This window comes from Pseudahrensia aquimaris (assembly GCF_042676045.1).
Lineage (GTDB): Bacteria > Pseudomonadota > Alphaproteobacteria > Rhizobiales > Rhizobiaceae > Pseudahrensia > Pseudahrensia aquimaris.
On sequence record NZ_JBHTJV010000013.1, the window covers coordinates 1 to 21,520 of the forward strand.

Genomic DNA, 21,520 nt, shown 5'->3' on the forward strand with positions numbered 1-21,520 from the left:
GCTCCTCGACCGTGGGGAAGCAGGCGACAACATCGGCGCACTGATCCGTGGTATCGACCGTGAAAACGTCGAGCGCGGTCAGGTTCTGTGTAAGCCTGGTTCGGTTAAGCCGCACACGAAGTTCCGTGCGGAAGCCTACATTTTGACGAAGGAAGAGGGTGGCCGTCACACGCCGTTCTTCACCAACTACCGTCCTCAGTTCTACTTCCGCACGACCGACGTGACGGGTATTTGCGCCCTTCCTGAAGGCACGGAAATGGTTATGCCGGGCGACAACGTTGAAATGACGGTTGAGCTTATCGTGCCGATCGCCATGGAAGACCGCCTGCGCTTCGCGATCCGCGAAGGCGGCCGCACCGTCGGCGCCGGCATCGTTGCCGAGATTTTGGACTAAGCCATGCGTGGGGGCGGGCGCGACAGCTTCTTCGTTCTCGCTCCCCACGTATTGTCGAAAACTAAAGTAGAGTTATTTCCAACGTGTGTTCGATTTGCTGTGCTCTTAACTCAACATGGCGCGCCCGCAACTAGGCCGCTAATTTCTCGCGGTGTTTCCGTAGGCGCAAAAAAGACTTATATTTCAGATATTTCAAACATTGTGCCCAAAGCGTTCAATCAATTCCTGTTTTCATCCATTTAAGATTTAAGTAATGTGTCGCGATCGAAGGCTGCTTTACTTTCTTTAGATAATGTTGAAAGATAAGGCAAAACGCTCTTTCCTTAGGCTAGTTGTGAATAAAATTGCCACTTTCTCTCTCGCCCTTATTTTCTCAATTGTTTCTCAAGCTGATGCGCGCACTTTTTCCATATTTTCACCGCCTTCGATGGTGACGCTTCATCATACTATCCAGTTCAATTCTCGCAGAATTTATAATGCCTGCAAGCGTCGATATCGAGATCGTAGGCGTACTGAATTATGTGTTCGGATCGAGATGCAAAGGCTAAACAGTCGGGCATCAAAGAAACAAGATCGAATTTTTCGAGACACTTCTCGAAGGGTTGATTGTGCGGCAATAGCGGCCGAGCTGGGTGTCGGTGGATTGAGTCGAGTTGCCGGTTCTGTTTTAACGAAGCTTAGTCACCAAGCGCAGAAAGTCGCTTATGGTATGGTGGTGAAAACTATTCGTGGCTCTGCCAGAAAGAGTGATGCAAGCTGTCTAGCTTTGATCAGAAGCAAGGCTAGGCGCGTTGCTAGGCGCATTCGCTAGGTTGACTTTCTTATTGCCAGGTTGATAAGCCGCAATGGGGAAACACTTAACTCAAACCTCCAGCGCCGCAGGTCGAATTGTATTTTTTATTTTCGTATACTCTACCGCGCTGCCGAACGTCTAGCTTACGATGGCGGTTTGGCAATTGCCTCCAATGTCGCTTTGTCGCTTTTGCTGTCGCTGTTTCCGTTCCTCATGCTGATCGCAGCCTTGGTGCGTCTGTATGGTGATCCAACGCTCGCCGATGCGGTTGTGGAACTGGTCTTGGGGCACTGGCCCGGCGATGCTGCGAAGCCAATCGCAGAACAAATCCAAGTGCTGCTTTCAGAGCCTGCGGGCGAGTTCTTTTCGATCTCAACCATCGTGGCGTTGATCCTGGCGACGAATGGCGTGGAAAATGCCCGTGACGGGCTGAACCGTGCTTACAAGCTGGACGAAACGCGGTCGTTTTTCTGGAGGCGCTTGCAGGCAACGGCGTTCGTGCTGTTAGGGGCGATGGCGCTTATCTTCGCAACTTTCCTGCTTGTCGGCGCCCCCCTGGCATGGAGCTTTCTCTCCGCACGATTGCCGATTTTACCTCCTTATTCGGTCGCCTTTTCCGTCGCAAAATACGGCTTGGCGTTTCTGATACTTGGTCTGGTGCTGTTCGCGTTTCACCGGTTTTTGCCCAACCGCAGGCAGCGCAAACGCCACATTTTGTGGGGCATTCTTCTGACGATTGTCATCATCTTCGCGGGCTCTTGGGCCTTTGGCCTGTATCTGAAAACAATCGCCAACTACACCGCGCTCTACGCGGGTTTGGCCGGTATGATGATCGCGATCGTCTATCTTTACTGCCTTGCAGCCGTGATCCTTTACGGCGCTGAATTCAACACGGCATTGGCCGAAGAACGCGCTGCACGCAAAGCGTTACGTGAGAGCGGCTCGCCCGGCGACGCGGCCTGAGAAGATGCAGCCTCCAAGGAAGGTGCCCTCCAGAGAGTTGTATCCGTGGTATCCGCCGCCACCGAATCCCGCCGCTTCACCGGCGGCATAGAGGCCGGCAATTGCAGACCCATCGGCGTCGAGCACTTGCCCGTTCATATCGGTGTGAATGCCGCCAAGCGATTTGCGGGTCAGGATGTGCAGCTTGACCGCAATGAGAGGGCCGTTTTTCGGGTCGAGAAATTTGTGGGGTTTGGCGGTGCGGATCAGCCGGTCGCCACGATAATTTCGTGCGGCATGGATTGCCATAACCTGAGCATCTTTTGCGAAAGAATTGTCAATCTGGCTGTCGCGGGCTTCGATTTGCGCTCGCAACTTAGCGGCATCAATCAGATTGCCGCCCCGTTGGTTCATGCCAGCGATCAGATCATCGAGATTGTTGGCGACTACAAAATCCTCACCCTTTTCCTTGAAAGCCTCGACCGGGCCGGTTGCACCTTGGCCCAAACGGGCTTTGAGAACTTCTTTCCAGCTTTTGGATGTGAAATCGGGATTCTGTTCCGAACCTGAAAGTGCGAACTCTTTCTCGATCACTTTCTGCGTCAGCACGAACCACGAATAGTCGTAGCCGGTCGCTAGAATTTCCTTCAGCGTGCCAAGCGTATCGAAGCCAGGAAGGGCAGGCGGCTTGAAGCGGTTGCCCTGTGCATCAAACCACATGGAAGACGGACCGGGCAGAACGCGGATACCGTGTTTTGGCCAAATTGAATTCCAATTGTTCACGCCCTCCACATAGTGCCACATGCGGTCTGTGTTGATTAGCTCGCCGCCCGCTTGCTCAGTGATGCCGAGCATCGCGCCATCAACATGGTGGGGGACGCCGGAAATCATAGTCTTGGGCACCGCGCCGAGACGTTCCGTGGGCCAATTGGCCCGCACCAGATCATGGTTTCCGCCGATGCCGCCAGAAGTCACAATCACCGCATCAGACGAGAGAGTGAAATCGCCGACCACATCGCGACTGCTTTGCGCACCGCGTTCTACCTGCGTTGGTGCTAGCACTTCGCCGATGACACCCGTAACAGCACCGGATTTCGTTTCGAGTTTGGTTACGCGGTGGCGGAAATAGAATTTGATCTTACCGTCCGTCTCAAAAGCGCGAGCGCGCTTCTCAAAAGGTTCAATCGTGCCGGGACCAGTTCCCCATGTGATGTGGAAGCGGGGCACGGAATTGCCGTGTCCGTCTGCAAACGAACCGCCGCGTTCTGCCCATCCAACGACGGGGAACCAGCGCATTCCCAGATCATGCAGCCAAGGGCGCATTTCGGTGCAAGCAAAGTCGATGTAGGCTTCGGCCCACTTTCTTGGATAATGATCTTCTTCGCGGTCGAATTGGGCGGAACCCATCCAATCATTCGTCAGCAATTCGCGCGAGTCTTTAATTCCCATTCGTCGCTGTTCTGGAGTGTCGACCATGAGCAAGCCTCCCAAAGACCAGAATGCCTGACCGCCAAGATTTTGCTCTCCCTCTTGATCGACAATTCCAACTGTCTTGCCACGGGCCGCCAACTCGCAGGCAGCGACAAGGCCAGCCAAACCTGCGCCAACGATAATTGCGTCAAAATTCATAGGGTTGGTCTCCCGATTGCTAAAGCAACCGTGGCGCATAGCTTTTCTGCAATCAAGCGATTGCGCCTTTGTATGAAGTATTGCGCCTTTGTATGACGTGATGAGTGAGCGCTTGTCTTGCGCTTGGCAGGGGCACCAGGATTTGAACCCGGGACCTACGGTTTTGGAGACCGTCGCTCTACCAACTGAGCTATACCCCTATGCGCACTCTGCGGTGCGATGGAGTTTGTAAGCGGGCTTTGCGATCAATTCAAGCGGAATTCAGGGTCGATGGATGCGAAATGCCCCTATCGCTCTTTTTGTGTGCTGATCTTTTGTAAAAATTTTACAAAACGACAGATGATTTTTGTCGCAACCTTAACACGGTAACACGAAACACCTCTTGCTTACGATGAATTGCCTCGTTTTTCGACGGGTGTGAGCGCAGTTTAGCTCCAGATGCCGATGGCGCTGCCATTTGGCCTGTAAATCGACAATTGTGACAAACTTCACTTCTGCCGATAGCAAATAACAAATGGAGATACGCCATGACTTATCTGGAAGAAATCGCCGCCGCTGAAGCGACTAAATCGCAATTCGGTGCGCCTTGGGCGAGCATTGATGCTGAAGCCGTGGCGCGCATGCGGGTGCAAAATCGGTTTCAGACCGGGCTAGACATTGCAAAATACACCGCAGCGATCATGCGCGAAGATATGAGCGCTTATGATGCAGACCCGTCAAAATATACGCAGTCACTGGGTTGCTGGCACGGTTTCATTGGTCAGCAAAAGATGATTTCGATCAAGAAGCACTTCGGTACTACAAAACGTAGCTACCTTTACCTTTCCGGTTGGATGGTCGCCGCACTGCGTTCCGAGTTTGGCCCGCTGCCCGATCAGTCCATGCACGAGAAAACCTCTGTGCCTGCACTAATTGAAGAGCTTTACACATTTCTGCGTCAAGCAGACCAGCGCGAGCTCGGTATGATGTTCCGCGATTTGGACGCCGCGCGCAAAAGCGGAAATGAGTTGGAAGCCAAGCGCATTGAAGTGGCAATCGACAAGCACGAAACGCACGTCGTGCCTATCATTGCAGACATTGATGCGGGTTTCGGCAACGCCGAAGCGACATATTTGCTTGCGAAGAAAATGATCGAAGCAGGCGCTTGTGCTCTGCAAATCGAAAACCAGGTGTCTGACGAGAAGCAGTGTGGCCACCAAGATGGCAAAGTCACTGTTCCACATGAGGACTTTCTCGCAAAAATCCGCGCCTGCCGCTACGCCTTTATGGAACTTGGCGTGGAAGATGGCGTCATCGTTACGCGCACGGACTCGCTCGGCGCAGGCCTGACCAAGCAAATCGCTTACTCCAAAGAGCCCGGGGATTTGGGTGACCAGTACAATTCCTTCCTAGATTGCGAAGAGGTTTCGCTCGATGATCTGACATCTTCGGATGTTGTCATTAAGCGCGACGGCAAGCTGATGCGTCCCAAGCGTCTGCCATCGAACCTTTATCAGTTCCGCGAAGGCACTGGCCAAGACCGTTGCGTGCTCGATTCGATCACATCGCTTCAAGCGGGTGCAGATCTGTTGTGGATCGAGACGGAGAAACCACACATTGGCCAGATCAAAGCCATGATGGATCGCGTTCGGGAAGTCGTTCCGAATGCTAAACTAGTCTACAACAACTCGCCGTCGTTCAACTGGACGCTGAATTTCCGCCAGCAAGTGTTCGATGCTTGGGAAGAGGCTGGCAAAGATGTCTCTGCCTATGACCGCGCTAACCTTATGAGCGTTGATTACGACGAGACCGATCTTGCTGCAGAGGCTGACGAGCGCATTCGTACTTTCCAAGCGGATTCATCACGCGAAGCCGGTATTTTCCACCACCTCATTACGCTGCCAACCTACCACACGGCCGCTTTGTCGACGGACAATCTGGCGAAAGAGTATTTCGGCGACCAAGGTATGCTCGGATATGTCGAAGGTGTTCAGCGTCGCGAAATCCGTCAGGGTATCGCTTGTGTGAGACACCAGAACATGGCCGGTTCCGACATTGGCGATGATCACAAGGAATACTTTGCTGGCGAAGCCGCGTTGAAAGCGGCTGGCGAGGACAATACAATGAACCAATTCGGATAATCCGACACTGTTCAACGACAAGGTCGCCTGCGAAAACGTGGGCGGCCTTTCTGCGTTTATGAAACCTGAGCCAGCGCTTGATTGGCTGCAATTTCCAACCGTTCCGCCGACATTTGACCGCGTGTGGCAATGCGCAGTCCAATATAGGAAAGCGTGAGTGAGCGTGCAGTCTGCTCTGGCGTTGCATTGCCCGCATCAGCAAGGGCCTTGGCTAAGCCTTGGGTGAGACGTTCCAACTGGTTGTTGACCCGCTCTGCGATCTCGGCGTCGTTCAATGCTGCACCCGCCGATGTGGTGCACAAAAGGCACCCACGCGTTTCGCCGTTCTTGGCCGCGTTAACAGCGCCTGTGAAGATTGACTGGAGGCGCGTCGTTCCGGCGATGTTTTCATCGTGCAGACGCGTCAAAGCCGGTTCGAGAACTGTGTTCTCATAGCGTTGGAGTGCTTTGAGGAAGAGTTCCTTTTTTGAAATGAATGCCTTGTAGAATGAGCCGCGCGTTATCGCCATGCCTTCCAATAGATCAGGCAGGGAAGTCGACGAATAACCGTGGGTCCAGAATAAATCCATCGCGCGCTCTATGGCTTCATTCAGATCAAACTCTCTCGGCCTAGCCATAGGTTGTTCTTCTGTTTGGTGTGCGGCTACGGATTCTTGTCACATTAGGAACCAAGAAGTCTAAAATTCAAGCATATTTGGCGTCTAACCATCACTGCGATGGGTTTTTTGGCCTTGAGATTTGGGACGTTTTCTTTTGGTCTTCGGTCAGCAATAGTTGTGCGAGATGATTTGGGAGGATCGCCGTCATGCCAACTGCACCAGTAGACGAAACCATAGTCGTGCCCGACTTGTTGTCAGATCCGTACGCGATTTACCGTCGTCTGAGGGCTGACACGCCCGTTTGTCGTGTTCCGGCGATCAACCGCACGATGCTGACGCGGTTTGAAGACACGAAGGCGGTCAAAGACAATTGGGAACTGTTTTCGTCTGACGACCCTGGCACGCCGATGAAGCCTGCTTTTCAGGCCCATACTCTCATGCGGAAGGATGGAGCGGAGCATTCCCGTGAGCGAAACGCGATGGCGGAAGCGTTCGCGCCTGGCAATATCAAGCGTGTTTGGTTGCCGCTGTATGAAACGATTGCCGACGAATATCTTGACCGATTGCCAAAAGGTGAGGTGATTGATCTTTTTGCTGACCTCGCCGCGCCGATTTCGGCACGTTGTTTGGCGCATCTGTTGGGTTTGACAAATGCCAGCGACGCCGATCTTTGTCGATGGTCGCAGACTTTAATTGACGGGGCAGGAAACTTCGCGTGGCTGGATGAGCCTTTCGCCTTGTGCGACGCTGCCAATATCGAAATCAATGCTGCGATTGACGCAACTATCGAAGGTCATAAGGCAGATCATCAGCCCAATGCGATTTCTGCTATGCTGAATTTGAATGAGCCAATGCCGATAGACGTTATCCGCTCCAATATCAAAATCGCTATTGGTGGGGGAATCAACGAGCCTCGCGATGCGCTTTGCACCGTGTTTTATGGTCTTTTGACCAGTCCCGATCAATTTGAAGCACTAAAGGCGGATCCGAGTTTATGCACAGCCGCTTTTGAGGAGGCCATTCGCTGGGTTGCGCCCATTCAAGTATCATCGCGCAGGGCTGTGGAGGATACGCAAATCAGGGGGATTGATATCGCGCAAGGCGAGGTCGTAATGACCGTGCAGGCGTCGGCAAACCACGACGAAGAGCATTGGGAAAACCCCCATGTGTTTGACATGACCAGAACACGCAAACCCCATCAGGCGTTCGGCAATGGCCCCCATTTTTGCTTGGGTACCCATATCGCACGACGCATGATTGCTAACATCATTATGCCGAAAATGCTGGAGCGGTTTCCGAACATGGAATTGGCTGGTGATGTGAAGTTTTGGGGTTTCGGTTTCCGCGGACCGCTTAGCCTGCCTTTGAAGCTGAATTAGGCGCGTTTTTGCTGCGACCTAATCGCGGTTTTCGAGAAAGTGGCTCTGTTCCCTTGAGGTTTTGTCAATTTGGCGCGACAGTGTGTCAAGCCGACGAGACAGTAGGGAGCCGTCTTGATGCAAGTGAACACCATGCGTGTGAAATCGCGTGAAGGTGCAGCCTTTAACGAGTCTGACTTTCAGCTAATTCGCAAAAAAATGAATACATTGGAGCAAACGCTTCCATCGAATGCCATTGAAAAACTCGCAAAAGAGATTGTAGCGCGGCTGGCAGAGCGTCGGGGCACCGAGGCGAGTATTCGTGAGGCTTTGTCGGCAGATCAAATAAATGAACTGGTCGACGTTCTTTTGCGACAGGATGCTGATGAGGCGAAGACTTATATCCAGCACAAGCTCAGCGATGGTCTTCCTCTCGACAGGCTGTATTGCGGCCTTCTGGCTGGTGCCGCAGAGGAACTGGGGCGGCGGTGGGACGATGACAGAATATCGTTTCTTGAAGTCTCTATGGCCACGGGCGCCATATACGCCATTATGCGAGGACTAGCGCCCCTGTTTGAGGTTTCCGAGAAACGGGCATCCCGCGAGGCCGTTTTTGCCTCGTTACCCGACCAGCAGCATACGCTGGGCGTCATTATGGCGGCCGATATGTTTCGCAAAAGCGGTTGGACGATAGATCTCAAGGTTGGTCTCAGTCATTCGGCTCTTTTGAATGCGTGCATGAGCACAGGACACGTGGTTATCGGCGTGTCGTCTTGCAATTCGGATGTGCTGGTTTCGCTCACGAGGATTATTATCGCTTTACGGCTGGCGCGGCCTGATATCTACATTATGGTGGCTGGCGGTATCGTCGACCTTAAGCCTGATATTTTGGAAGTTTCCGGCGCAGATTCTGCTGCCGGGGAAATTGATGAGGCTTTGAGCATTCTCAATGCAGAAGTTGATCGCTTGGACGGGGTGACGTCGGCCGATTGAGTGCTGATACTGAGCCAAACCACTTGCCAAAATACGCCTCAATCTCTATCTAACAGTCATCGCGAGGCGCGGAGTGCTGACAGGTTGGCAATCCGCGCCCGATTGTTGTTTGGAAACAGGGATTTGTGTTGGTGTTCAACATAGCTCCTAGACAGGATGTTCACAGTGGCAAAGACGAATCCATTCACCTTTTTGCAGCAAGTGCGTGCGGAAGTGGCGAAAGTCGTTTGGCCGACACGACGTGAAACAGTCATTACAACGATTATGACGCTCATTCTCGTTTTCATCACAGCAGTATTTTTCTTCATCATCGATCAAGGCCTGAGTTACATCACGGGCCTGCTGTTCGGTTAGATTTTTAACGGGAGCGCGGCGCTCACATGGCTATGCGTTGGTATATCATTCACGCCTATTCCAACTTCGAAAAGAAGGTGGCTGAATCGATCGAGGAAACGGCCCGACAGAAAGGGCTTGAGCATTTGTTTGAGCAAATTCTTGTGCCGGTTGAGAAGGTTGTGGAAGTACGCCGCGGCCGCAAGGTTGATGCCGAGCGCAAATTTTTCCCCGGCTACGTGCTTGCCCGCATGGAAATGACGGATGATGCCTATCATCTGATCAAGAATACGCCGAAAGTGACCGGCTTTTTGGGATCGGATAACAAGCCGCTGCCGATCTCCGACAAAGAAGCCGATCACATTCTCAACCAGGTGCAAGAGGGCGTCGACCGTCCAAAGCCATCTGTTTCGTTCGAAATTGGCGAGAACGTGCGTGTTTCCGATGGTCCGTTCGCGTCTTTCTCCGGCCAGGTGCAGGAAGTTGACGAGGAGCGTGCGCGTCTCAAAGTTGAAGTTTCGATCTTCGGGCGCGCAACGCCCGTGGATCTGGAATACGGTCAGGTCGAAAAGGTCTGAGCGTACGAGCGTAAGCTCACAAGCGCGTGGGAGGGGAAGGGCATCTGGCCGATGCTTGATAACCGCACCACGCACCTTTTGAAAACCGGCTGTCTTTTTCGACGGCCAAACCAAAGGCAGAAAAATGGCCAAGAAAATTGATGGCTACCTGAAACTTCAGGTGCCGGCAGGCAACGCCTCGCCATCCCCGCCCATCGGCCCAGCATTGGGTCAGCGCGGGCTGAACATCATGGAATTCTGTAAGGCGTTCAACGCTGCGACGCAGGAAATGGAAAAAGGGATGCCAATCCCTGTGACCATCACCATCTTTGCAGACAAGTCGTTCACCTTCAAAATGAAGACGCCGCCAGCGTCCTTCCTTTTGAAGAAGGCAGCTGGCTTGAACAGCGGTTCGAAAGAGCCTGGTCGGTCAGTCGCTGGCTCGGTAACACGGGCACAGGTTCAGGAAATCGCTGAAACCAAGATGAAAGATTTGAACGCCAACGATATCGATCAGGCTATGCTGATCATCGAAGGCTCTGCCCGCTCCATGGGCCTGGAAGTGAAGGGCTAACGGATATGGCAAAGCTAGGAAAACGCTTGAAAGCTGCTCACGAAGCAATTGATAACAAAAAGAACTACGCTATCAGCGAAGCTGTGGCTTTGGTCAAAGACAATGCCAATGCGAAATTCGACGAAACCGTCGAAATTGCGATGAATCTTGGCGTTGATCCTCGTCACGCAGACCAGATGGTTCGCGGCGTGGTGACTTTGCCCAACGGTACAGGCCGCGACATGCGCGTAGCCGTGTTTGCACGCGATGCGAAGGCTGATGAAGCCAAGGCCGCGGGTGCTGATGTTGTTGGCGCTGAAGACCTTATGGAATCGATGCAGGGCGGTGATTTGAACTACGATCGCGTGATCGCAACGCCGGATATGATGGCGCTTGTCGGTCGGTTGGGTAAGGTTCTTGGTCCCCGTGGCCTGATGCCAAACCCGCGCGTTGGCACTGTAACGCCAGACGTTGCTCAGGCTGTTAAAGACGCCAAGGGCGGTTCGGTTGAGTTCCGTGTCGAGAAAGCCGGTGTGATCCACGCCGGTGTCGGCAAGGCGTCCTTCACCGCAGACGCTCTGGAAGGTAATATCAAGGCATTCGTCGACGCCGTGATGAAAGCCAAACCAGCAGGCGCAAAAGGTACATACTTAAAGCGTGTTGCGATCACATCCACGATGGGTCCGGGCGTTAAGGTTGAGACGGCTTCGGTTCTGTCTGAAGGCTAAGTGCTGGAGGCAGTGTGAGAATTAAAAAAGCCCCGGCGGAAACGCCGGGGTTTTTTGGTTTTGAGGGTCAAAGCTGATGCTTGCTGAGCCGCCGCCAGTATTGATTTTGGGTGAAGTTTGATTTGTTCGCTGGAGAAATGGCCGTTGAGCGGACAGAGCACCAATTCGGAACATATGCGCCAACGGCTGCGTCAGGATTTTTGCGAGGCTAGCGGTCGCCGATCCGCTTCTCCTCAACTCTCGCTGGCCAAGTTTCGATCAGAAACAGTGCCATGGAACCTGCAAGATTAACCGTCAAAGCGGCATGACGCGGTTTGAATGGGACTCGTGAGCGCCCTCCAGCATGTGCATCACCACCATTGTTGCGCAAAGAGCCAATGCTCTGAACGACGCTCTGACAATTTCCCAAAATTGTCTTGAATACCTCTTCTTGGTGCTGTGACAGCGCGAGCTTTAAAATTTTTGCGGCTTCAGAATAGAGTTTTGGGACATTCCATTTCGCTTGCCATTTATTTCCGCTGTCCTCAATTATGTGCTTGCAGACCTCTTCAAGAAGCGTACTTGCGGCGGTAACGGCGCCGTCTGGGTCAATTGTGCGTCTTTCTAAAGCCTTTGCCCAAAAAGCGTGGACTGCAGGAGCATCGTAAGCATCAAGACCGTCTGTGATAGCAGAATCTGCCGCACCGCCACCAGACTCTAAGAAGTTCAATAGCGGGACGAAGGCGTTATTTACGTGGCCTCGGCGAATGGACCAAGAACCTGAACCACTTGCAACGCTCGACAATTCGGACCGCACAGAAGCCGCATCGTTTGAGAATCGCGCGAAAGTCGGCATAAGCCGCTTGCTCGTTGGGTCGTCCATTAACTTTCTTCTGGCCAATTTGTAAGCCGCCTCCGACCCGCCCTCGGTCGTCAGGCCAATGATGTTGTTTCTCAAAAACAGTGCGCATTCAAATAGATCATCAGGAATCTCAGGTTTACCGAAATCGCCAGAGGTCATGAGCTTTCCTCGAACTAAAGACCGCCCGAACGTGCTCCAAGTGGCGACCCGCCTGCGAGTTCTTGAACATTCGAACTGTCAAAAACCGGACCCTTGAGGAAACAGACGCGTCGGTCAATACGGGCTCAAAGCAGCCGTTCGATCTTCGTAGGTTCGCGATCAACCTGGTAGGAGCGTCGCACCCGCCTTGGGGAGGGCGGTCGCGAACCGTGGCTGCGCCAAGGTGGGGCTGCTTGATCAGATGCTGTTGTCTAACCATAGAAGCAAATCTCTGCTTCCTGGCCATCTAACAGCCTCACGCCATTCCACAGCCGTCAAATGATCTTTGGGGTTGTGCCATTGGATGCGTAGCGCCTTTTCTGGGCGGCTATTAAACGGTTGTCGGTTGAACCAGAAGATCAGCCGCAAATGCCCGATGGAAATCGACACAGCTCATGTCGCTAAGATTTCATCTATTTCCGCTTTTGGTTCAAAAAGCAGTTGTTGCCCGTAGCTAAAGCTTCAATTCCTACCGAACTATCCCTCAACCCTCTCCCGCGAGTGATAGACAAACAGTCCGCCAAAGAACGCTTCCACCGCTGTGAGCAGCCAAATGGTGTTGCCAGCGAAGCCGGTGGCCCAGTCGTATATGCCTGTCACCATGATGCCCAGCACGTCTACACCGAAGCCAAGCGCCAATGCGTTTCTGACGCGAGAAGGCGGTTCGCTTCGGGTTAGCCAGGCCATGATTCCCAGTCCCAAAAGCAGGAAGGCGGCGCGGCGAAGGACGAAGTTTGATTCAGCGTCGCCGTCAATGCCGTAAATGTAGTTTGCGATGAACGGCAGGAAGGCGAACATGATGAACAAGCCAAAAGCTGCAAAAGTCGCCAGTGTTGCGGTGGTTCGGTAGGTGATCATGGCTTCATTTTTGCGCTTTGCGTGACAGATATGCCGTAGCGGTAAGCAAGCTGGCACAGCTTTGCAAACCTTGGTTGCGGGGTTCCCCAATCTTCCCCTTGCCATCCCCGCCAACCTCTGCCATATCCCGCTCGCGCATTTCGGTGTGCATTCCTGTCCGAGACTGCGGGTGAGGGTTTCCCTCTTAATTTCCCGTATAGACGGTTGAGAGAATTGGGTTCGCTTTGCGCGATCCAGTTCGAACAGTTCGCCTCAAAAACCTGCGGTTTGCGAGGGGGCAGGATTTGAGCGTTGTTGGCTTCGGCCCGCGACAAACTTGAACCGCCCCCTGTGCGTTTTCGCGTGTGCTTTGCACGTTGCGAAAATGGCAAGAGGGCAAACTGGAGAGACAAATTGGATAGAGCGGAAAAAGCTGAATTTGTCACCGCGATTAAATCGGAGCTTACGGGCGCTGGTTCCATCGTTGTGGCACACTATGCCGGTCTGACAGTTGCCGACATGACGGAGCTTCGCTCCGCAATGCGCGACGCTGGCGGAACCGTCAAAGTGGCAAAAAACCGCCTCGTCAAGCTTGCTCTTGAGGGTACGGAAGCTGAACACATGGCTCCGCTGTTTCAGGGCCAAACCCTGATTGCATATGCGGAAGATCCTGTGGCGGCACCGAAAGCGGCTGCAGAATTCGCCAAGAAGAACGATAAGCTCGTTCTGCTTGGGGGTGCTATGGGCGCAACCAGCCTCGATCAGGCCGGCGTGAAGGCTCTTGCCACACTGCCAAGCCTGGATGAACTGCGCGGTAAGTTGATCGGTATGATCACAACACCAGCACAGCGCATCGCCATGATCACCAAAGCCCCAGCGGGCCAGGTGGCACGGGTTATCGGAGCATACTCCTCAAAGGAAGCTGCGTAAGCGGCTCAACCAATCTCATATTTGCGAACAAATCGTTCGAACTGAACAAGGAATATTATCATGGCTGATCTTCAAAAGATCGTTGACGACCTTTCCGCGCTGACCGTGCTGGAAGCTGCTGAACTTTCAAAAATGCTGGAAGAGCATTGGGGCGTTTCTGCCGCTGCTCCTGTGGCTGTTGCCGCTGCTGGCGGCGCACCTGCTGAAGCTGCAGAAGAAAAAGACGAATTCGACGTTGTTCTGACCGCTGCTGGCGACAAGAAAATCAACGTCATTAAAGAAGTCCGCGGCATCACGGGTCTTGGCCTGAAAGAAGCCAAAGACCTCGTCGAAGGCGCACCGAAGGCCGTCAAGGAAGGCATTTCCAAAGGCGAAGCCGAAGAAATCAAAAAGCAGCTCGAAGAAGCTGGCGCAACGGTCGAACTCAAGTAAGTTCTGCTGCTGCTGCGGGGTTCATGCTCCGCACTGACTTAAAACCCTGTTCGGGAAACCGGACGGGGTTTTTTTTGTTCCTATTGGGTTCTGTCGTGAAACCCTTTCTTTACCCTCACTCCAACTTGCACTGCCGTGTTTACCTTGCGGCATCAAATGCCGCGCTACACCAGACCCTCAAACGCAAGCAGGGGATGGCTATATGCGTAACTATGTTAGTGGACTGCGCAAGCGGTTCAGAGCTTGGCTTGGCCTCGCAGTTTCGAGCGAGCACGAATTTGGCGAACAAAACGCTCGCATGTTTCGTGCTGAGCGGCTGACATCGGTTTATTCGATGACTGGCGCTATGATGGTGGGCAACCTTGTGTTTGCCCCGCTGCTCACGATCAATCTGCTCGGCAATGGCCTGCTGTTAAATGCTATTGCGTTGATCTGGTGTGGGCTGCTGTGCGGCCTTTCATTGATGATGCTTTATCATGCGCGCCAGCGCCGCCGGGCTGGCACAAAACCCTCTGGTTCACGCAACGGCATTGTTGTTCTTGCTCGCAACTCGGCCTTTTTATCGGCTCTTTGGTGCGCACCCATTATCGTTTTCTATGCGCTGACGGACAGCGTCGAACGCGGCGTGATCGCGGCCATTATGGCAGGCATTCTGGCTGCCGGTGCCGCTTCGCTCTCGCGGGTGCCAATTGCGGCCTACCTATGGCTCTTCATTGCCGGTATGGTCCACACTGTTGTGACATTGGTATCGTTTGCGGTGAGCCAAGCCTTTGGTGATCTGACGCTTGCCATCTTTTCCGCTGTTGCGACAGCTGGTTTGGTTTTGGCGGTTCGTCAGAGCGACATCACCCTGCGTGAGCAATTTGGTGGCCGCTTGCAACTCGCGGAGAAAAACGAAGTCATCAACCTCTTGCTCAAAGACTATGAAAATCAGTCGAGTGAATGGCTTTGGGAAACAGACGCTGATGGCCGTATCATGCGTGCGCCGCATCAGGTTTACGATATGCTGGGCATTGATATGGAGGCTACTGCTGATATCCCGCTGTCTGAACTTGTCCAGATGTATGTGACGGATGAGTGCAGGGCCGATCTGCAACGGTTGATGGAGTGCTTGAAGGAAGACAAAGAGTTTACGGATATCATTTTGTCCATCCGCGATACCACTGACGATACAACGAAGTGGATCATGGTGCGTGGGTTGCCGAAGTTTGAAGATGGCGTGTTGGCTGGCTATCGCGGCATCTGCGCGGATGCGACTGCAACCGCTGAAGCGCGCAAGCAAATTCACTTTATGGCACACCACGATGGCCTTACGGGGCTTGAAAACCGCCATACGGCGTCCGAACGCAAGCGCGGCTGGCTCAAATCCGAGCGCCAATTTGCTGAAATTCTGATTGATCTCGACCGCTTCAAACAGGTCAACGATACATTTGGGCACGGCGTTGGCGATGATTTGTTGGTGGCAGTGGCCCAGCGCATTGAAAAGGCGTTGGACCGGGCAGGGGTGAATGACCCTGATTGCCGCAGCATCGCGCGCTTTGGCGGTGATGAGTTCGCCGTTGGAATTGTCGAAGACCGCCGCAGCAATGTGGGTGCACAGGTACTGGAGCGTGTGGCAGAAGATGTTTCGCAAAATATCGTCGATTTGCTGTGCCAACCGTTCCAGATTGCCGGGCAGACGGTGGATATCGGCGCATCGGTCGGCTTCAGCGTTGGCATGCTCGACACAGGCGATCTGAGCGAATTGTCAAAGCAAGCCGATATTGCGCTCTACCGCGCAAAGGAGGAGGGCCGCGGTACATGGCGTCGTTTCACAAGCGAGATGGACGAAACGCATCGCAAAGAGCGTGCCTTGGTGGCTGATATGCGCCTTGCTATTCAAAACGGTGATTTTTCAATTGCTTATCAGCCTATCGTAAAAGTAGCTGAGGACGGCTCGACGAAAACCGTCTCTCGCGAAGCGCTCATTCGGTGGGATCACCCCGTTCATGGTGCAATTTCGCCAGCGGTCTTCATTCCGCTTGCAGAAGAAACCGATATGGTTCTCAAAATTGGCCAATACGTTTTGCGCAAGGCCTGTGAGGATGCGTCTAACTGGAACGACAGCGTTTTGGTCAGTGTGAACGTATCAGCGCGTCAGATTCAGTCGCCGGATTTCGTGCCTTCGGTGCTGTCCGCTTTGGCTCACTCGGGCCTGTCTGCGCAGCGATTGGAAATCGAAATCACTGAGAGCGCGATGATCCTCGATACTGATCTCGTGGTGGAAGTTGTTCAGCGATTGCGCAATCTGGGTGTTCGCACTGCGCTGGATGATTTTGGCACCGGCTATTCTTCGTTGTCCTATCTATCGAAGTTCAACATTGATCGCATCAAGATTGATCGCGCATTTATATCTGCGGAAGGGGCCAGTGGCTTGCAATCTCCTGACATTATTGAAGCCATTATCGGTCTTGCCGAAACCTTTGATATGGATGTGGTGTCAGAAGGCGTTGAGACTCCACAGCAGGCCAAGGCGCTCTTCGATATGGGTTGCACCATCCAGCAGGGCTATTTGCATGGTCGGCCAGGTCAGGTTTCTATGCGCAAGGGCAAAGAGCTGAAGATCAAACAGGCAGAAACAGAAGCCGCCTGACGCTCAACAAAATCTATCTGCGCAACGGGCGGGTCTTGCGAAAGTCCCGCCCGTTTTGTTTTCACGCGCAAAAATTGATGTTGGGCCTTTTATTCGTTGCAATGATGTTCTAGGTAGACGCAGGACGTGTCGAGCCGATTGGATGGGTTCCGCGTTTGTATTCTTGAGTATTTCAGGCCGGCTGCACCGAACGGATGGGTGTGGCACGGTCATTTTCGCCGTTTCAATGGTCTTTGCGGTGTGCATTTGCACGGCATTCATGGCAGCGAAACCGGTTATTTTGCGGGCTGAACCGGCGTCCGCAGCCATCTTTGGCGCTGCTTATCGGCTTTTTAGCAAGGCCAAATTGACGCAGCGGCAACAGTTTTAACGTCCAGGAGCTCTTCCCTATGGCTGAACAGACCCACGTCTTCAACGGTCGCAAGCGCGTTCGCAAGGTTTACGGCAACATCACCGAAGTGATCGACATGCCGAACCTCATCGAAGTTCAAATGTCGTCTTACGATCATTTCCTCATGGTTGAAGAACCGGAAGAGGGGCGCGGCGACGAAGGTCTTCAGGCGGTGTTTAACTCCGTTTTCCCGATTCGCGATTTTTCGGGTCAGGCTCAGCTTGATTTTGTGCGCTATGATTTCGAAGCGCCGAAATATGACACTGAAGAATGCCGCCAACGCGACATGACTTATTCCGCACCGCTTAAAGTGACGTTGCGCCTCATCGTGTTTGATATCGACGAAGATACGGGTGCGAAGTCTGTTAAAGACATTAAAGAGCAAGAAGTTTTCATGGGCGACATGCCTTTGATGACCGACAACGGCACGTTCATCATTAACGGCACCGAGCGCGTTATCGTTTCGCAGATGCACCGTTCGCCGGGCGTGTTCTTCGATCACGACAAAGGCAAAACGCACTCCTCTGGCAAGCTGCTGTTTGCATCGCGCGTGATCCCGTATCGCGGTTCATGGCTCGATATTGAATTTGACGCCAAGGACATCGTCTACGCCCGTATTGACCGTCGCCGCAAAATTCCAGCGACATCGCTGCTCATGGCATTGGGTATGGATGGGGAAGATATTCTCCAGCATTTCTACAACTCCATCACGCTGAAGATGGTAAAAGGCAAGAAATCCGACGAGACGGGCGTGTGGACCATGCCGTTCAACGGTGAGCGCTTGAAAGGCACGAAGCCTACAGAAGACGTGATCGACGCGAAATCTGGCGAAGTGATCATTGAGGCTGGCAAGAAGGTTACTGCTCGTACCATCAAAGAGCTGGAAGCGAAAAAAATTAGCGCTATCCGCGTTCCGATGGAACAGGTCGCTGGTTCCTACCTCGCTGAAGATATTATCAACTTGGAGACAGGTGAAATCTATTTCGAAGCTGGTGAAGAGCTGACTTACGAAGTGGACGAGAAGTCAGGCAAAATCACTGGCACGTTGGTTGATCTCATGGAGATGGGCCACACTGAACTTAACGTTCTGGACGTGGACCACGTTACTATCGGTGCATATCTGCGCAACACGCTTGCTGCGGACAAAAACCATTCGCGCCAAGAAGCACTCTTCGACATTTATCGCGTGATGCGTCCTGGTGAACCGCCGACGATGGAAACGGCAGAAGCCATGTTCCAGTCACTGTTCTTTGATCGTGAGCGCTATGACCTGTCGGCAGTTGGTCGCGTAAAAATGAACATGCGCCTTGATCTGGATGCTGAGGATACGGTCCGTATTCTCCGCAAAGAAGACATTCTGGCAGTCGTTAAGTGTCTGATCGATTTGCGCGATGGCGTGGGCGACATTGACGATATCGACAACCTCGGCAACCGCCGTGTTCGCTCTGTCGGTGAGTTGATGGAGAACCAGTATCGCGTCGGTTTGCTGCGCATGGAGCGCGCTATTAAAGAGCGCATGTCGTCCATCGAAATCGACACGGTCATGCCGCAGGATTTGATTAACGCGAAGCCTGCCGCTGCTGCCGTGCGTGAATTCTTCGGTTCTTCGCAGCTGTCGCAGTTTATGGACCAGACCAACCCGCTTTCTGAGATTACCCACAAACGCCGTCTCTCGGCGCTTGGGCCCGGTGGTTTGACACGCGAGCGTGCTGGCTTTGAAGTCCGCGACGTTCACCCAACCCATTATGGCCGTATTTGCCCAATCGAAACGCCGGAAGGCCCGAACATTGGTCTGATCAACTCGCTTGCAACCTTTGCTCGCATCAACAAATATGGCTTTATTGAAAGCCCGTACCGTAAGGTTGAAAAAGGGCAGGTGACGTCCGAGGTGGTGTATCTCTCCGCCATGGAAGAGGCCAAGTACACCGTCGCTCAGGCCAACGCGGAGTTGGACAAGAACAATAAGTTCGTGAACGAATTCGTGGTATCGCGCCACAATGGCGATGTGACGATGGTGGCCGCCGATCAGGTAGACCTGATGGACGTGTCGCCGAAACAATTGGTTTCGGTTGCTGCGGCGCTTATTCCGTTCCTTGAAAACGACGACGCCAACCGTGCTCTGATGGGCTCCAACATGATGCGTCAGGCCGTGCCTCTGGTGCGTGCGGAAGCGCCGTTTGTTGGCACAGGCATGGAGGCCATTGTGGCCCGCGATTCCGGTGCTGCTATTGGCGCTAAGCGCGGCGGCGTGGTCGATCAGGTGGACGCAACACGTATCGTTGTTCGCGCCACAGAAGATCTCGACCCATCCAAGCCCGGCGTCGATATTTACCGCCTGCAGAAGTTCCAGCGTTCAAACCAGTCCACCTGTATCAACCAGCGTCCGCTGGTTCAGGTTGGTGATGTTTTGAACAAGGGCGACATCATCGCGGACGGTCCTTCGACCGATCTCGGCGATCTGGCGCTTGGCCGAAACGTGCTCGTCGCGTTCATGCCTTGGAATGGCTACAATTTTGAAGACTCCATCCTGCTGTCCGAGCGCATTGTGCGTGACGATGTGTTCACCTCCATTCACATCGAAGAATTCGAAGTGATGGCGCGTGATACAAAGCTTGGGCCGGAAGAAATCACCCGCGATATTCCAAACGTGTCGGAAGAGGCTCTTAAAAACCTCGACGAGGCGGGCATCACCTATATTGGTGCTGAGGTCGGCCCCGGCGATATTCTCGTTGGTAAGATAACGCCGAAAGGCGAAAGCCCGATGACGCCGGAAGAAAAGCTCCTGCGTGCAATCTTCGGTGAGAAGGCCTCTGATGTTCGCGATACGTCACTTCGCATGTCGCCCGGTGCCTTCGGCACGGTTGTTGAAGTGCGTGTGTTCAACCGTCATGGCATCGAAAAAGACGAGCGCGCGATGGCTATCGAGCGCGAGGAAATTGAGACGCTGGCGAAAGACCGCGATGACGAGCAGGCCATTTTGGACCGCAACGTCTACGGTCGTCTTATCGATATGCTGAAAGGCAAGGAAGCCATTGCGGGGCCGAAAGGCTTCAAGAAAGGCACCAAACTCAATGCTGAAGTGATGGAAGAATTCCCGCGCAGCCAGTGGTGGATGTTTGCCGTCGATAACGAAAAGCTGCAAGGCCAGATTGAAGCGCTGCGTGCGCAATACGACGATTCCAAAAAGCTGCTGGAAGGCCGCTTTATGGACAAGGTCGAGAAGCTGCAGCGCGGTGACGAACTGCCGCCAGGCGTGATGAAAATGGTCAAGGTCTTCGTGGCGATCAAGCGCAAGCTTCAGCCCGGCGATAAAATGGCTGGCCGTCACGGCAACAAGGGTGTGGTTTCGCGCATTTTGCCAATTGAAGACATGCCGTTCCTTGAAAACGGAACCCATGCTGACATCGTGCTGAACCCGCTCGGCGTGCCCTCGCGCATGAACGTTGGTCAGATTTTGGAAACTCACCTTGGCTGGGCATGCGCAGGGATGGGTCACAAGATCGGTGATCTTCTGGAAGCCTATGAGAAAGGCGGCAACATCAAGCCTCTGCGTAAAGAGCTTGAGGCTGTCTACCCGAACAATGACCGCAACGAGCCCGTGCGCGACTATGATGATGATTCCGTCGTGCGGCTGGCATCGCAGTTGAAGTCGGGTGTGCGCATTGCAACGCCGGTGTTTGACGGCGCTCATGAGCCGGATGTTGTGGACATGCTGGAACAGGCCGGTCTCGACGGTTCCGGGCAGTCAACGCTCTATGATGGCCGTACTGGCGAAGCTTTCGACCGTCCGGTGACGATGGGCTATATCTACATGCTCAAACTGCACCACCTTGTGGACGATAAAATCCACGCCCGTTCGATTGGTCCGTACTCGCTCGTCACGCAGCAACCGCTGGGTGGTAAGGCGCAGTTCGGCGGCCAGCGCTTCGGCGAGATGGAAGTCTGGGCTCTTGAAGCCTATGGTGCCGCTTATACTTTGCAGGAAATGCTGACCGTGAAGTCGGATGACGTTGCTGGCCGCACGAAAGTGTATGAAAGCATCGTGCGTGGCGACGATACGTTCGAAAGCGGTATTCCGGAAAGCTTCAACGTTCTGGTCAAGGAAATGCGCTCACTCGGCCTGTCGGTTGAACTTGAGAATTCCAAGATCGAACTGGAAGCCGACAACGATGACGGGGACGGCGAGTATTTGCCGGATGCGGCTGAATAAGCCGCATTCTCCGCCGACCCACGTTTACGAATTTTGAGGCTTCCAGAAAG

The 21,520-nt window shown here is 53.5% G+C and carries 17 protein-coding genes and 1 tRNA gene; 13 read left to right on the forward strand and 5 right to left on the reverse strand.

What is annotated here, in order from left to right; genetic code table 11:
• Both ACFQ14_RS13535 and ACFQ14_RS13540 read left to right on the forward strand, forming a co-directional pair.
• Window positions 1-394, forward strand: a 394-nt coding sequence (locus ACFQ14_RS13535; RefSeq protein WP_449301305.1) for an EF-Tu C-terminal domain-related protein, incomplete at its 5' end; no start/stop codon positions are given.
• An 832-nt stretch (window positions 395-1,226) separates the two neighbouring features.
• Window positions 1,227-2,150: a YihY/virulence factor BrkB family protein gene (locus ACFQ14_RS13540; RefSeq protein WP_377213293.1), complete on the forward strand. Its 924-nt coding sequence runs from the start codon at window positions 1,227-1,229 to the stop codon at window positions 2,148-2,150.
• On the opposite strand, the gene ACFQ14_RS13545 is transcribed toward ACFQ14_RS13540, so the two are convergent.
• On the reverse strand, window positions 2,115-3,758 hold the full coding sequence (locus ACFQ14_RS13545; RefSeq protein WP_377213294.1) for an FAD-binding dehydrogenase: 1,644 nt from the start codon (window positions 3,756-3,758) through the stop codon (window positions 2,115-2,117). The two genes, ACFQ14_RS13540 and ACFQ14_RS13545, sit on opposite strands and share 36 nt — an antisense overlap.
• A 124-nt stretch (window positions 3,759-3,882) precedes the next feature.
• A tRNA-Trp gene (locus ACFQ14_RS13550) sits at window positions 3,883-3,958 on the reverse strand.
• Between the two features lie 327 nt (window positions 3,959-4,285).
• On the opposite strand from ACFQ14_RS13550, the gene ACFQ14_RS13555 reads away from it, so the two are divergent.
• Entirely contained in the window at window positions 4,286-5,878 is a 1,593-nt protein-coding gene (locus tag ACFQ14_RS13555) for an isocitrate lyase (RefSeq protein ID WP_377213295.1), read from the forward strand.
• 56 nt (window positions 5,879-5,934) lie between these two features.
• Here the strand turns inward: ACFQ14_RS13555 and ACFQ14_RS13560 are convergent, their stop codons facing one another.
• Window positions 5,935-6,495, reverse strand: coding sequence for a TetR/AcrR family transcriptional regulator (locus ACFQ14_RS13560; protein ID WP_377213296.1), 561 nt, complete (start codon window positions 6,493-6,495; stop codon window positions 5,935-5,937).
• Between the two features lie 188 nt (window positions 6,496-6,683).
• Between ACFQ14_RS13560 and ACFQ14_RS13565 the strand changes: the two genes are divergently transcribed.
• From ACFQ14_RS13565 to rplA, 6 genes are all read left to right on the forward strand, one after another.
• Entirely contained in the window at window positions 6,684-7,856 is a 1,173-nt protein-coding gene (locus ACFQ14_RS13565; RefSeq protein WP_377213297.1) for a cytochrome P450, read from the forward strand.
• Window positions 7,857-7,973: 117 nt separating this feature from the next.
• A complete protein-coding gene (locus ACFQ14_RS13570) occupies window positions 7,974-8,828 on the forward strand; it encodes a cobalamin B12-binding domain-containing protein (RefSeq protein WP_377213298.1) in 855 nt (284 codons plus the stop codon).
• A gap of 156 nt (window positions 8,829-8,984) precedes the next feature.
• A complete protein-coding gene (secE, locus tag ACFQ14_RS13575) occupies window positions 8,985-9,182 on the forward strand; it encodes a preprotein translocase subunit SecE (protein ID WP_377213299.1) in 198 nt (65 codons plus the stop codon).
• A 26-nt stretch (window positions 9,183-9,208) separates the two neighbouring features.
• Window positions 9,209-9,739: a transcription termination/antitermination protein NusG gene (gene nusG / locus ACFQ14_RS13580; RefSeq protein ID WP_377213300.1), complete on the forward strand. Its 531-nt coding sequence runs from the start codon at window positions 9,209-9,211 to the stop codon at window positions 9,737-9,739.
• A 124-nt stretch (window positions 9,740-9,863) separates the two neighbouring features.
• The gene (gene rplK, locus ACFQ14_RS13585; protein WP_377213301.1) at window positions 9,864-10,292 is read left to right on the forward strand and encodes a 50S ribosomal protein L11; all 429 of its coding nucleotides are present in this window, start codon (window positions 9,864-9,866) and stop codon (window positions 10,290-10,292) included.
• Window positions 10,293-10,297: 5 nt separating this feature from the next.
• On the forward strand, window positions 10,298-10,999 hold the full coding sequence (gene rplA, locus ACFQ14_RS13590) for a 50S ribosomal protein L1 (RefSeq protein WP_377213302.1): 702 nt from the start codon (window positions 10,298-10,300) through the stop codon (window positions 10,997-10,999).
• Between the two features lie 208 nt (window positions 11,000-11,207).
• Here rplA and ACFQ14_RS13595 read toward each other — a convergent pair whose 3' ends face one another.
• Both ACFQ14_RS13595 and ACFQ14_RS13600 read right to left on the reverse strand, forming a co-directional pair.
• Window positions 11,208-11,999, reverse strand: a complete 792-nt coding sequence (locus ACFQ14_RS13595; RefSeq protein ID WP_377213303.1) for an abortive infection family protein — start codon at window positions 11,997-11,999, stop codon at window positions 11,208-11,210.
• A 516-nt stretch (window positions 12,000-12,515) separates the two neighbouring features.
• The gene (locus ACFQ14_RS13600) at window positions 12,516-12,896 is read right to left on the reverse strand and encodes a hypothetical protein (RefSeq protein ID WP_377213304.1); all 381 of its coding nucleotides are present in this window, start codon (window positions 12,894-12,896) and stop codon (window positions 12,516-12,518) included.
• Between the two features lie 393 nt (window positions 12,897-13,289).
• Between ACFQ14_RS13600 and rplJ the strand changes: the two genes are divergently transcribed.
• From rplJ to rpoB, 4 genes are all read left to right on the forward strand, one after another.
• Window positions 13,290-13,805: a 50S ribosomal protein L10 gene (gene rplJ / locus ACFQ14_RS13605; RefSeq protein ID WP_377213305.1), complete on the forward strand. Its 516-nt coding sequence runs from the start codon at window positions 13,290-13,292 to the stop codon at window positions 13,803-13,805.
• Window positions 13,806-13,865: 60 nt separating this feature from the next.
• Window positions 13,866-14,237, forward strand: a complete 372-nt coding sequence (gene rplL / locus ACFQ14_RS13610; protein WP_377213306.1) for a 50S ribosomal protein L7/L12 — start codon at window positions 13,866-13,868, stop codon at window positions 14,235-14,237.
• 202 nt (window positions 14,238-14,439) lie between these two features.
• Window positions 14,440-16,869: an EAL domain-containing protein gene (locus ACFQ14_RS13615; protein WP_377213307.1), complete on the forward strand. Its 2,430-nt coding sequence runs from the start codon at window positions 14,440-14,442 to the stop codon at window positions 16,867-16,869.
• Window positions 16,870-17,258: 389 nt separating this feature from the next.
• A complete protein-coding gene (rpoB, locus tag ACFQ14_RS13620; RefSeq protein ID WP_377213308.1) occupies window positions 17,259-21,470 on the forward strand; it encodes a DNA-directed RNA polymerase subunit beta in 4,212 nt (1,403 codons plus the stop codon).
• Window positions 21,471-21,520: the final 50 nt, after the last annotated feature.

Coding starts and splice junctions, on each gene's coding strand:
- nusG (WP_377213300.1), top strand. CDS start 9,209: ATGGCTATGCGTTGGTATATCATTCACGCCTATTCCAACTTCGAAAAG.
- ACFQ14_RS13555 (WP_377213295.1), top strand. CDS start 4,286: ATGACTTATCTGGAAGAAATCGCCGCCGCTGAAGCGACTAAATCGCAA.
- ACFQ14_RS13615 (WP_377213307.1), top strand. CDS start 14,440: ATGCGTAACTATGTTAGTGGACTGCGCAAGCGGTTCAGAGCTTGGCTT.
- rpoB (WP_377213308.1), top strand. CDS start 17,259: ATGGCTGAACAGACCCACGTCTTCAACGGTCGCAAGCGCGTTCGCAAG.
- rplA (WP_377213302.1), top strand. CDS start 10,298: ATGGCAAAGCTAGGAAAACGCTTGAAAGCTGCTCACGAAGCAATTGAT.
- ACFQ14_RS13560 (WP_377213296.1), bottom strand. CDS start 6,495: ATGGCTAGGCCGAGAGAGTTTGATCTGAATGAAGCCATAGAGCGCGCG.
- rplL (WP_377213306.1), top strand. CDS start 13,866: ATGGCTGATCTTCAAAAGATCGTTGACGACCTTTCCGCGCTGACCGTG.
- rplK (WP_377213301.1), top strand. CDS start 9,864: ATGGCCAAGAAAATTGATGGCTACCTGAAACTTCAGGTGCCGGCAGGC.
- ACFQ14_RS13545 (WP_377213294.1), bottom strand. CDS start 3,758: ATGAATTTTGACGCAATTATCGTTGGCGCAGGTTTGGCTGGCCTTGTC.
- ACFQ14_RS13565 (WP_377213297.1), top strand. CDS start 6,684: ATGCCAACTGCACCAGTAGACGAAACCATAGTCGTGCCCGACTTGTTG.
- ACFQ14_RS13595 (WP_377213303.1), bottom strand. CDS start 11,999: ATGACCTCTGGCGATTTCGGTAAACCTGAGATTCCTGATGATCTATTT.
- secE (WP_377213299.1), top strand. CDS start 8,985: ATGTTCACAGTGGCAAAGACGAATCCATTCACCTTTTTGCAGCAAGTG.
- ACFQ14_RS13570 (WP_377213298.1), top strand. CDS start 7,974: ATGCAAGTGAACACCATGCGTGTGAAATCGCGTGAAGGTGCAGCCTTT.
- ACFQ14_RS13600 (WP_377213304.1), bottom strand. CDS start 12,896: ATGATCACCTACCGAACCACCGCAACACTGGCGACTTTTGCAGCTTTT.